This window comes from Nonomuraea ceibae (assembly GCF_019396325.1).
Classification (GTDB): Bacteria; Actinomycetota; Actinomycetes; order Streptosporangiales; family Streptosporangiaceae; genus Nonomuraea; species Nonomuraea ceibae.
On sequence record NZ_JAHKRO010000190.1, the window covers coordinates 1 to 11,387 of the forward strand.

Sequence of the window (11,387 nt, forward strand, 5' to 3'; positions counted from 1 at the left end):
GTGGGGTGCGGGGCGGGGGGTGGTGAATACACTTGTCCAACGTGACTTCGAAGCCTCGTATCCCTGATGTTCTCGCCGCTCGTTACGCTTCGCCGGAGCTGGCGCGCCTGTGGTCTCCCGAGTACAAGGTGGTGGCGGAGCGGCGGCTGTGGCTGGCGGTGCTGCGGGCTCAGGCGGAGCTGGGGGTGGCGGTTCCGGAGGGGGCGCTCGATGATTACGAGAAGGTCGTCGAGCGGGTGGATCTGGAGTCGATCGCGGCGCGGGAGCGGGTGACGCGCCACGATGTGAAGGCGCGGATCGAGGAGTTCAACGCGCTGGCCGGGCACGAGCAGGTGCACAAGGGCATGACGTCGCGTGATCTGACGGAGAACGTGGAGCAGTTGCAGGTGCGCGACAGCCTGCTGCTGGTGCGTGATCGGGTGGTGGCGTTGCTGGCGCGGCTGGCGGAGCTGGCGGCCGGGCATGAGGCGACGGTGATGGCGGGGCGTTCGCACAATGTGGCGGCGCAGGCGACGACGCTGGGCAAGCGGTTCGCGTCGGCGGCCGATGAGCTGCTGGTGGCGTATCGGCGGCTGGAGGAGCTGCTGGCGCGTTATCCGTTGCGGGGGATCAAGGGGCCGGTGGGGACGGCTCAGGACATGCTGGATCTGCTGGGCGGTGACGAGGGGGCGCTGGCGGAGCTGGAGGGCCGGGTGGCGGCTCATCTGGGGTTCGCGCACCGGTTCACGAGTGTGGGGCAGGTCTATCCGCGGTCGCTGGACTTCGAGGTGGTGACGGCGCTGGTGCAGCTGGCGGCGGCGCCGTCGTCGCTGGCCAAGACGATCCGGTTGATGGCCGGGCACGAGCTGGTGACGGAGGGGTTCAAGGAGGGGCAGGTGGGCTCCTCGGCGATGCCACACAAGATGAACACGCGCTCGTGTGAGCGGGTGAACGGGCTGACGGTGGTGTTGCGGGGTTACGCCTCGATGGTGGGTGAGCTGGCGGGTGACCAGTGGAACGAGGGGGACGTGTCGTGTTCGGTGGTGCGCCGGGTGGCGTTGCCGGATGCGTTCTTCGCCTTCGACGGGCTGGTGGAGACGATGTTGACGGTGCTGGAGGAGTTCGGCGCGTTCCCGGCGGTGGTGTCGGCGGAGCTGGATCGGTATCTGCCGTTCCTGGCGACGACGAAGATGCTGATGGCGGCGGTGCGTGCGGGGGTGGGGCGTGAGCAGGCGCATGAGCTGATCAAGGAGCATGCGGTGGCGTCGGCGCTGGCGATGCGGTCGCGGGGGGCGGCCAATGAGCTGCTGGATCGGCTGGGGGCTGATGAGCGGTTCCCGTTGGATCGGGCGGCGCTGGAGGGGTTGCTGGCGGATCGGGTGTCGTTCACGGGGGCGGCGGCGGGTCAGGTGGCGTCGGTGGTGCGGCAGGTGGGTGAGGTGGTGGCGGCTCGTCCGGAGGCGGCGGCTTATCGGCCGGGCGCGATCCTGTGACGTCGGTGTCGCCGGCTTTCGTGCGCGGGGGTGTGCGGGAGCTTGGGTCGCCGGCTGAGGTGCGTGCGGCGTGCGGGGATGACGATCTGCTGGTGTGGGCGGCTCAGCGGCTGGAGGGCGGGGCTCGGGCGTGGGCTCTGGGTGATGCGGTGGTGGCGTCGGCTCCGGCGATCTCGCGGCGGGACCGGCTGGTGGTGTGGGCCGGTCCGGGGCCGGCGTCTTCGGTGACGGCTGTGCGGCTGGTGCGGTTCGCGCTGGCCGAGCTGGGGCCGTCCTATCGTCCGCTGGGTGAGCGGGAACTGGTGTCGCGGGTGGTGGCGGAGCTGGACGGGGTGGAGGTGTCGGGGGCGTTCTCGTGGATGAGCCTGCCCGGCGGCCCGGTCCCGTACGACGACGCGGGTGGCCCGGAGGTGGGCTGGCTGGGGGGCGCGGCGGAGGGTGAGGTGGCGGCGCTGCTGGCCGGGCACGCGCCCGACTCGTACGCGGTGCCGGGTGTGGCCGGGGTGCGGCGGTGGGCGGGGGTGCGGATCGGCGGGGAGCTGGCGGCGGTGGCGGCCGATGCGTGGTCGGCGCCGTCGGTGGGGCTGCTGGCGGGGGTGGCGACGGTGGCGAGCCGGCGCGGGCGGGGGCTGGCCGAGCGGGTGTGCCGGTGGGTGTCGCGGGAGCTGGTGGCCGAGCACGGGCGGGCGGCGCTGATGGTGGACGACGACAACGCGGCGGCTCTGTCGGTGTACGGGCGGATCGGGTACGTGCGCCGCCCGGTGCTGGCCGCCCACGTGGCTGCCTGAACCCTCCGGGGTGCGGTCCGGGTCGAAAATTAATTCGGGTGAGGTTGCGGGTGGCGTCAGGCACAGTGGACGCGTGATGACCGATTTTGTGCCTGGTATCGAATTGTCCCGTGCCTTCTATCGGGAGGCGGTGGCGCCGCTGCTGGCGGGTGTGCGGCACAGTGCGGCGCTGGTGGGGCCCGGGTCGGAGGTGCTGGCCTTCGACACGGGCCGTTCGGCTGATCATGATTGGGGGCCTCGGGTGCTGGTGTTCGTGCCCGAGGGGCTGGTGGGTGAGGTGGAGGCGGCGGTGACGCGCCGGCTGCCGGAGTGTTTCGGCGGGTTTCCCACGGTGTTCGACTATCACGGTGAGGTGCGGCCGGGGGTGGTGGTGGCGGATCTGGGGGAGTGGCTGCGGGGGCAGCTCGGGTTCGATCCGCGTGGCGGGGTGTCGGTGCTGGACTGGCTGTCTGTGCCGTGGCAGCGGCTGGCGGAGGTGACGTGCGGTGAGGTGTTCCACGACGGCCTGCCCTCCGGCGGGCCGGATGGCGGGCGGCCGGATGGCGGGCGGCCGGATGAAGGCGGGCTGGAGGCGGTGCGGCGGACGCTGCGCTGGTATCCGCGTGACGTGTGGCGCTACGTGCTGGCCTGCCAGTGGCGGCGCATCGCGCAGGAGGAGGCGTTCCCCGGCCGGTGCGGCGAGGTCGGCGACGAGCTGGGGTCGGCGGTCGTGGGGGCGCGGCTGGCGCGGGAGGTGATGCGGCTGGCGCTGCTGCTGCGCCGCCGCTATCCCCCGTACGCCAAATGGCTCGGCAGCGCCCTGGCGCGGCTGCCCGGGTCGGTGGAGCTGGGCGAGTCGCTGGGGGCGGCGCTGGCGGCGCGGTCGTGGCGGGAGCGGCAGGAGGGCCTGTCGTCGGCGTATTCGCGGCTGGCGGCGCTGCAGAACCGGGCGGGGCTGGCGGTGCGGCTGGACGAGCGGGTGCGGGCCTTCCATGATCGGCCGTTCGAGGTGATCGGGGGTGACCGGTTCGCCGAGGCGCTGCTGGGTCAGGTGGCCGATCCGGCGGTCAGGGCGCTGCCCTTGACGGGGTGCGTCGACCAGTTGTCGGATTCGACGGATCTGCTGATGGCGCCGGCGCGGGCGCGGGCGGTGACGGCGGCCGCGCTCGGCCTGGGCGCCTGAGGCTCCCGTAGCCCTGTCCGGTGCGCCGGTCAGGGGGCGAGGGTGGCGGCGAGCTCCTCGGTGCGGGCGCGCCAGGCGGGCAGCGTGGCGCGCAGGGCGGCGGCCTGGCCGGTGCCGGTGAGGACGAGGCGGGCGCCGTGGCCGGTGCCTTCGGCCAGTTCCCAGCGGATGACGCCGCCGGCGCTCTCGTACTCGCTCTCGCTGTCGTGCTCGAGCTCGTATTCGAGGAGTTTGCCGGGCTCGACGCGGGTGACGGGGCCGGCGGGGACGCCGCCGGCGGTGAACGGGGCGGGCGGCGGCGCGCCGGGGGTGGCCCGGCCGCCGTCGAGGGCGGCCCACACGTCGGCGGCCGGGCGGGTGAGCTGGCGTTCGATCCGCAGGACGGCGCCGCCGTCGCCGGTCTCTTCCACGGTGCCGGGGACGAGGCCGAGGATGGCGACGTAGTCCTCGTGCAGGCGGCCGGGGGCGGGCGGGGTGAAGGGGCGGCCGTCGAGGTGGGCGGCGAGCGCGGCGGCGCAGGTGTGCCAGCCGGAGGCGAAGCTCGCGGCGCCGAAGCGGTCGCCGAAGGTGTGGGTGAGTTCCAGGACGCAGCCGTCGCCGTCGGGGTGGATCTCCCAGCGCAGCTCGTCCTCCCCCCAGGTGTGGGCGAACACGTGGGGCGGGCGCAGCTCGACGACGCGGCCGTCGGGGCCGAAGCCGTAGCTGACGCGGTCGCCGTCGATGCTCATCTCGGCCGGGAACCAGTGCCGCAGGTGGGCGGGCTCGGTGATGGCGCGCCACACCTTGGCGGGGGGGTGGGGCAGGCGGCGTTGCATGCGCAGTTCGGTGCGGCCGTCGGGGCGGGTGGTCAGGTGCTCGTTCACGGCTCCTCCGGAGGGTCGTCGGGCATGGTGTCCAGGTGGTGTTCGAGCCGGTCGAGGCTGCCGGCCCACAGCCGCCGGTAGGGGGTGAGCCAGGCGTCGATCTCGGCCAGTGGCTGGGGGCGCAGCTCGTACCAGCGGCGCTGGGCGTCCTTGCGGACGGTGACGAGGCCGGCCTGGCGCAGGGCGCGCAGGTGCTTGGAGGTGCCGGGCTGGGTGAGGCCGAGGCGCTGGGTGAGCTCGCCGACCAGGCGCGGGCGCTCCAGCAGCAGGTCGAGGATCTGCCGCCGGGCCGGTTCCGCCAGAACGTCGAAACGCATGCTTCATACTCTACCGGTTATATACCGGGATGGGAATGTATCAGGGGGAGTGCCGGTCCGCGTTCGCCGCGATCGCCTCCCGCACGTACCCCGCCAGCCCCGGCGTCACCTCGTCGTAGGCCGCCGTGAACCGCGGATCCGACACGTACAGCTCACCCAGGCACCGGTGGATGTCGTACGTGCACGTGTAGAACCACCGGCAGATGTGCAGCCGATGCCGCTCGGCCAGATCCATCGCCCGCACCCCGCCCGCCGGCAGCCCGCCGGTGAACGCCGCCGCCAGCTCCGCGCCGATCGCCTCCGCCTCCGCCTTCAGCTCCACCCAGTCGCCCTTGGTGTAGGAGGCCACGCGGCGGCGGCTCTCGGCGTAGGCGTCGGTGCCGCCCCAGCGCCGCTCCACCTCCGCCTCATGGTCCTCCGGCCGGAACCGGCCGAACACCTCCAGCCGCTCCCGCGGCGTCAGCGCGATCCCGAGGGAACGCGCCTCGATCGCCCGCTCCACCGCCGCGATCACCTCCCGCAGCCGCTCCGACTTGCGCGACAGCAGCTCGTGCTGGCGGCGCAACTGCGTCACCTCGTCCACCTGCGGATCGTCGAGGATGACGGCGATCTCCTCCAGCGGGAAGCCCAGCTCCCGGTAGAGCAGCACCTGCTGCAGCCGCACCAGGTCGTCGTCGGTGTAGCGCCGGTAGCCCGCCGCCGTGCGCTCACCCGGGCACAACAGCCCGATCTCGTCGTAGTGGTGCAGGGTGCGCACGGTCACCCCCGCGAGCCGGGACACCTGGCCGACAGACAGACTCATGCCCTCCAGCATGAACCCTCACGTGGCGTGAGAGGCAAGTGGACTCTCCCCCCGCCGGAGAGTCCATGCTGGGGGACGTGGACGAGGACCTGCTGCCGATCGGGCAGTTCGCCCGGCTCAGCCGCCTGAGCGTCAAGCAACTGCGGCACTACGACGAGCTGGGCCTGCTGGAGCCGGCATACGTGGACGGCGACACCGGCTACCGCTACTACCGGCCGTCGCAGGCGCGCACCGCGCTGTCGATCGGGCTGCTGCGCTCGCTCGACGTGCCGCTGCCCGCCGTGGGCGAGGTGCTGGCCGGCCGGCCCGGCGCGCTGGAGTCGGTACGGGACGCCCTGGAGAGCGAGCTGGCCCGCAGACGCCAGGCCCTGGCGGCGCTGGAACGCGTCATGGCCGAAGGGCTGCCCGAGCCGCCGGTGCGGGTCGTCGAGGAGCCCGCGCACCGGGCCGCCGTGGTGCGCGAGCCCGCCGCCGGCCCTGAGGGCATCGGCGCCGCCACCTCGGCCGCGGTCGCCCGCCTCATGGCCGCCCGCCACGCGAGCGGCCCGTCCGGTGGGCCAGGCGGCGGGCCAGGTGGTGGGCAGGTGCGGCTGATCGGCCTGTTCCCCGCCGACCTCGGCGACGTCGTCGACGTGGCCGTCGCGCTCGTCCTGGACCCCGGCGACCCCTGGGAGGAACCCCCCGCCGGAGTGCGCACCGAGGTGCTGCCCGGCGGCACGTTCGCCATGGCCACCCACGTCGGCCCGTACGGGCAGATCGCCCTCACCGCGCACGCCGTGCTCGCCTGGTGCGCCGAACGGCGCCTGCGGGCCCGCGGCCCGATCCGCGAAGTGTACGTCTCCGACCCGGCGGTGACGCCGCCGGAGCGGCTCGTCACCCATCTGATGATCGCCCTGCAGGAGGAACGATGAACGACACCCCCGAACGCGTCACCCTCGGCCCGCTCGTCTGCCTGAGCGTCACCGGGCTCGGCGAGCCCGGCGGCAGCGAGCACACCACCGCGATCGGCGCCCTGTACGCGGTCGCCGCCGGCCTGGGCGGCCCCGCCGGCCCGCTGGAAGGACTGTGGTGGGCCGAGGACGAACGGCCACCGCTGCAGGTGCCGCGCGAACTGTGGCGCTGGCACCTGCTGCTGCCCCTGCCCGGCATGCCGGAGCCGGGACTGCTGGAGAGCGCCCGCGAACAGGCCCGCCCCTCCGGCGCCGCCGTCGACCGGGTGCGCGTGAGCGTGCACACCGAGGGGGAGTGCGTGCAGCTGACGCACGAGGGCCCCTTCAGCGAGGAGCACCGCACGCTGGCCGTCATGGACGCCTACATGACCGCCCACCACCTGGTGCCCAACGGCCCCCACCACGAGATCTACCTGACGCCGCTGGACGACCCCCGGCCCCGCACCCTGCTGCGCCAGCCGGTCCGCAAGGACAGCCCCCTGTGACGGAAGCGCCCCGCGGGCCTCACCGCTCGCGGGGCTCGCGCAGCAGCGGGTGGGCGCGCATCGCCACCTCCAGCTCGCCCGGCAGCTCGTCACGGTAGCGGCCCAGCGTGGACAGGTCACTGTGCCCCAGCACCCGCCGCACCGCGTCCATGTCGACCGCGTCGGCCAGCAGATGCGTCGCCGTGGTGTGCCGCAGCCCGTGCGGCGTCACCGACCGCGCCCGGTCCGGGTCGACCTGCCGGCGCACCCGGTCGATCACCGCCTGCACGTCGCCACGCGCCAGCCGCCGCCCCCGCCACGACAGCAGCAGCGCCTTGTCGGCCGACTCCGGCCGCCCCCGCTCCAGATAGACCTCCAGCACGTGCGCCACGTCACGGGGGAGCGGCACGTCCCGGGTGCGGCCGCCCTTGCCGAAGATCCGCCAGTAACGCACCCCGTCGTTGGTGAAGAAATCCTCCACGTTGGCGCCCACCAGCTCCGACACGCGTGGCCCCAGCGTCGTCAGCAGCAGCACGATCAGCGCGTCACGCACCTCCGTGCGCTGATCACGCCGCCGGCCCGGCCGGGGCGCCGCCTCGCCCAGCTCCCGCGCCGCCCCGATCAGCCCCTGCGCCTGCTCACGCGTCAATGCCCGCCGCTCGGGCCGCAGCCCGCCCCGCTCGCGCGCCGTCACCGTCGCCGACGCCATCGGATCCAGCTGCACCCACCCGGCCCGCGCCGCGTGCTTGAACAACGCCGACACCGACCGGCGAAACCGCGCCTGCGACGAGGCCGACTGGCGGGCTCCCGGCTCCGGCGCGCTGCGCCGCCCGTCAGGCTTGCGCGCGAACGCCAGCAGGATCGCGTCGACGTCCTCACCCGTCAGATCGTCGAGCACCGTCCGCGCGCCGGCCAGCTCCACCAGCGTCGCCACGTCACGCGCGTACACCTCCGCCGTCGAGGCCGAAAGCGCCCCCGTCAGCGTCCGCGCCCGCACCAGCTCCACATAGCGATCAGCCGCCTCCGCCACCGTGACCCGGTCGAGCTCCGCAGGCCGCACCGTCCCCCCTCACCCCTTCGGGAAAGATCCACCCAAGGAGAGACGGTAGCGGCCGCCACCGACGAAATCAGATGTCGCGGAACGTCTCGATCCGCGCCCCCAGCGCGTTCAGCCGCTCGGCCAGATCCTCGTAACCACGGTTGATCACGTACACGTTGCGCAGCACCGACGTGCCCTCGGCCGCCATCATCGCCAGCAGCACCACCACCGCCGGCCGCAGCGCCGGCGGGCACATCATCTCCGCCGACCGCCACCGCGTCGGCCCCTCCACCAGCACCCGGTGCGGGTCCAGCAGCTTGACCGACGCGCCCAGCCGCGTCAGCTCCGTCAGGTAGATCGCCCGGTTGTCGTAGACCCAGTCGTGGATGAGCGTCGAACCCTGCGCCGAGGCGGCGATCGCCGCGAAGAACGGCACGTTGTCGATGTTCAGCCCCGGGAAAGGCATCGGGTGGATCTTGTCGATGGGGGAGACGAGCTTGGACGGCCGCACCGTCAGATCCACCAGCCGGGTGCGGCCGTTGGCCGCCGGGTACTCCGCCCCCCGGTCGTGGTCGAGCCCCATCTCCTCCAGGACCGCCAGCTCGATCTCCAGGAACTCCACCGGCACCCGGCAGATCGTCAGCTCCGACGACGTCACCACCGCCGCCGCCAGCAGGCTCATCGCCTCGACCGGGTCCTCCGACGGCGAGTAGTCGACGTCACGCTCGATCGAGGCGACCCCGTGCACCGTCAGCGTCGTCGTGCCGATGCCCTCGACCCGCACGCCGAGCTGCTCCAGGAAGAAGCACAGATCCTGCACCATGTAGTTGGACGAGGCGTTGCGGATCACCGTCACCCCGTCGTGCCGCGCCGCCGCCAGCAGCGCGTTCTCCGTGACCGTGTCGCCGCGCTCGGTCAGCACGATCGCCCGCGACGGCGACACCCCCCGGTCCACCCGTGCGTGGTAGAAGCCGCCGGTCGCGGTGATGTCGAGGCCGAAGTGCCGCAGCGCCGACATGTGCGGCTGCACCGTGCGCGTGCCCAGGTCGCAGCCGCCCGCGTACGGGATGCGGAACTGGTCGGTGCGGTGCATGAGCGGCCCGAGGAACATGATGACGCTGCGCGTGCGCCGCGCCGCCTCGGTGTCCATCGACTCCAGCTCCAGCCGGGCCGGAGGGACGATCTCCAGGTCGCTGCCCTCGTTGATCCACCGCGCCCGCACCCCGATCGAGGCGAGCACCTCCAGGATCCGGTAGACCTCCTCGATCCGCGCCACCTTGCGCAGGATGGTGCGGCCCGAGTTGAGCAGCGACGCGCACAGCAGCGCCACGCACGCGTTCTTGGACGTCTTCACCTCGATGCTGCCCGACAGGCGGCGCCCGCCCACGACCCGCAGATGCATCGGCCCCGCGTAGCCGAGCGACACGATCTCGCTGTCGAGCGCCTCGCCGATCCGCGCGATCATCTCAAGACTGATGTTCTGGTTGCCGCGCTCGATCCGGTTGACCGCGCTCTGGCTCGTCGCCAGCGCATCGGCCAGCTGCAGCTGTGTCCAACCACGATGCTGGCGAGCATCCCGGATCAGCCGGCCGATCCGCACAAGGTAATCGTCTGCCACAACCCCACAACCTATCTCACATATGAGATGCCCCCGGGAGCGACGTGCCGGACAGTTCACGATGAACCGCCAGATGCGGTGGCGTGCGGTCAGCCTTCCGCTTGTGCACGAAAGCCTCACGCGCCTGCCGGAACCCCGACCTGTCGTCGAACATGTCCCGGCTCATCTCCGCCAGCTCCTCCACCCGGTAGGCCTCCAGCGGCCTGCGCCGCTCGTCGGCATCCCTGGCCGCCTGTTTGGCCGCCAGCAACCGTCCATACCCGGGATCGGCCGCGAGTCTCTCCGCGTACTCCAGCACCGACCGCTCGAACGCCTGCCGCGACCCCGCCACCGCCCGGTCGGCCAGCCCCAGCTCCACCGCCTCCCGCGCCCCGATCGGCAGCGCCTCACCCGTCAGCCGCGCCGCCTCCCGCGCACCCACCCGCCGCACCAGCGTGTACGTCCACAACTCGCTGCCGAACAGCCCCATCGTCCGGTAATGCGGATTGAGCACCACCCCCTCACGCACGATCACCCGGTCGGCGCCCAGCCCCATCATCACCCCGCCCGCGCCCGCGTTGCCGCCCACCGACGTCACCACCAGCTGGCCCGTGCACCACACCAGCTCACGGCACACCTGGTTGATCGCGTTGATGTTCGTCCACGCCTCCAGCTCCGGATGCGGCGCCGCCTCGATCACGTTCAGATGGATGCCGTTGGAGAACACCTCACCACCACGCAGCACCAGCACCCGCGTGTCCTGCGCCGCCGCGTACCGCAACGCCGCCGCCAGCCGCCGGCACTGGTCGGTCGACATCGCCCCGTTGTAGAAGTCGAAGCTCACCACCCCGACCCCGTCGCCCCGGTCATAGGTGATCTCGCTGTAGCCCGGGCGCTCCTGCGCCTCCGCCACCCGCTCACCCAGCACCGACACCGCCGGCAGCTTGACCGCGCCCGGCTCCTCCGCGCGCAGATGCCCCACCCACACCGACCCGTCGCCGGTGTGCACGAGCACCGCCCCCTCACGCCGGCCCGCGACCGTCCCCGGAGTCCCCGCCAGCGCCGGACCCGGATACACGTCGAACACCCGCACCCGCATCCCGCACAGCTCCGCCAGGCCGCCCGGCGACCCGTCGGCCGCCCGCACCCGGCGCACCACCTCCGCCGTCGGCTCCGCCCACGACACCTCCCGGTCCGCCCGCCGCATCGCCGGCCGCAACCTGCCCACGACCTCCGGCCGCGCGTAGTCCAGCGGCTCCGGCACGAACGCCGGGTCACCCGCCTTCGCCGCCACCTCCAGCACCAGCTCCACCGCCGCGTCCGCCACCGGCCCGTTGTACAGCGCCGACTTGCGCGGCGGCCCCGCCGGCACCGGGAACATCCGGTACGCCCAGATCGGGCCCGCGTCCATCTCCTCGACCGCCTGCAACGCCGTCACACCCCACTCGGCGGCCCCCTCGAGGATCGCCCAGTCCAGCGACGACGGCCCCCGGTCCCCGGGCGGACCCGGATGGATGATCACCGTCCGCTGCCCCCGCCACAGCTCGGCCGGCACCTTCTCCTTCAGGAACGGGCAGATCACCAGATCCGGCTTGGCCAGCTGGACGGCCTCCAGCATCACCTCCGGCGACAACGCCAGCTCCACGCTGACGTCATGACCGGCCCGGCGCAGCTCCAGCCAGGCACGCTGGGTCAGGCCGTTGAACGAGGAGCACAGCAGCAGGATGCGCAAGGGGGGATCCTCCGGACGATGTCGTTTTAAGGCGGCCCCATATGGGACGTTCGTGCATCGATGCTGACATGGTCCGGCAAGCAATGATGACAAATCCCAGCAGAACACCACGATGGCGGAGGTGATTTCTACCCATATGTCGGGATTTTTCTTCGGTTGGAGGCCCAACCCCCACCCACCCCCGCTGACCGAAACCCCCCA

General features: G+C 72.8%; 11 protein-coding genes. 5 read left to right on the forward strand and 6 right to left on the reverse strand.

Annotated features, from left to right (window positions below):
- Positions 1–41 precede the first annotated feature (41 nt).
- The 3 genes from purB to KME80_RS48050 all read left to right on the forward strand — a co-directional run bounded on the left by purB (position 42) and on the right by KME80_RS48050 (position 3,422).
- Positions 42–1,472, forward strand: coding sequence for an adenylosuccinate lyase (gene purB / locus KME80_RS48040; protein ID WP_219519078.1), 1,431 nt, complete (start codon positions 42–44; stop codon positions 1,470–1,472).
- Positions 1,473–1,621: 149 nt separating this feature from the next.
- On the forward strand, positions 1,622–2,260 hold the full coding sequence (locus KME80_RS52465; protein ID WP_219519082.1) for a GNAT family N-acetyltransferase: 639 nt from the start codon (positions 1,622–1,624) through the stop codon (positions 2,258–2,260).
- A 103-nt stretch (positions 2,261–2,363) separates the two neighbouring features.
- Positions 2,364–3,422, forward strand: a complete 1,059-nt coding sequence (locus KME80_RS48050) for a DUF4037 domain-containing protein (protein WP_246647018.1) — start codon at positions 2,364–2,366, stop codon at positions 3,420–3,422.
- A gap of 29 nt (positions 3,423–3,451) precedes the next feature.
- On the opposite strand, the gene KME80_RS48055 is transcribed toward KME80_RS48050, so the two are convergent.
- Genes KME80_RS48055 through KME80_RS48065 form a run of 3 tightly spaced genes read right to left on the reverse strand, consistent with a single transcriptional unit; the run spans position 3,452 to position 5,404 of the window.
- Complete coding sequence (locus KME80_RS48055) at positions 3,452–4,285, reverse strand: SRPBCC family protein (protein WP_308126250.1); 834 nt, start codon at positions 4,283–4,285, stop codon at positions 3,452–3,454.
- The gene (locus KME80_RS48060; protein WP_219519086.1) at positions 4,282–4,602 is read right to left on the reverse strand and encodes an ArsR/SmtB family transcription factor; all 321 of its coding nucleotides are present in this window, start codon (positions 4,600–4,602) and stop codon (positions 4,282–4,284) included. The genes KME80_RS48055 and KME80_RS48060 overlap by 4 nt, the downstream gene beginning before the upstream one ends.
- 40 nt (positions 4,603–4,642) lie before the next feature.
- A complete protein-coding gene (locus tag KME80_RS48065) occupies positions 4,643–5,404 on the reverse strand; it encodes a MerR family transcriptional regulator (protein WP_219519089.1) in 762 nt (253 codons plus the stop codon).
- Positions 5,405–5,469: 65 nt separating this feature from the next.
- Here KME80_RS48065 and KME80_RS48070 point away from each other — a divergent pair, with 65 nt between their 5' ends.
- Both KME80_RS48070 and KME80_RS48075 read left to right on the forward strand, forming a co-directional pair.
- Positions 5,470–6,315 carry a MerR family transcriptional regulator gene (locus KME80_RS48070; protein WP_219519092.1) on the forward strand — a complete coding sequence of 282 codons (846 nt, stop codon included), beginning with the start codon at positions 5,470–5,472 and terminating at the stop codon, positions 6,313–6,315.
- Positions 6,312–6,839, forward strand: coding sequence for a GyrI-like domain-containing protein (locus KME80_RS48075; protein WP_219519095.1), 528 nt, complete (start codon positions 6,312–6,314; stop codon positions 6,837–6,839). Before KME80_RS48070 ends, KME80_RS48075 begins: the two co-directional genes overlap by 4 nt.
- A 19-nt stretch (positions 6,840–6,858) precedes the next feature.
- Here KME80_RS48075 and KME80_RS48080 read toward each other — a convergent pair whose 3' ends face one another.
- The 3 genes from KME80_RS48080 to KME80_RS48090 form a co-directional block, all read right to left on the reverse strand.
- The gene (locus KME80_RS48080) at positions 6,859–7,878 is read right to left on the reverse strand and encodes a tyrosine-type recombinase/integrase (protein WP_219519098.1); all 1,020 of its coding nucleotides are present in this window, start codon (positions 7,876–7,878) and stop codon (positions 6,859–6,861) included.
- Between the two features lie 67 nt (positions 7,879–7,945).
- Positions 7,946–9,475 (reverse strand): helix-turn-helix domain-containing protein, encoded by a 1,530-nt coding sequence (locus KME80_RS48085; RefSeq protein WP_308126251.1) that lies wholly within the window; start codon positions 9,473–9,475, stop codon positions 7,946–7,948.
- 16 nt (positions 9,476–9,491) lie between these two features.
- Positions 9,492–11,186 carry an enoyl-CoA hydratase-related protein gene (locus KME80_RS48090; protein ID WP_219519101.1) on the reverse strand — a complete coding sequence of 565 codons (1,695 nt, stop codon included), beginning with the start codon at positions 11,184–11,186 and terminating at the stop codon, positions 9,492–9,494.
- Positions 11,187–11,387 lie beyond the last annotated feature (201 nt).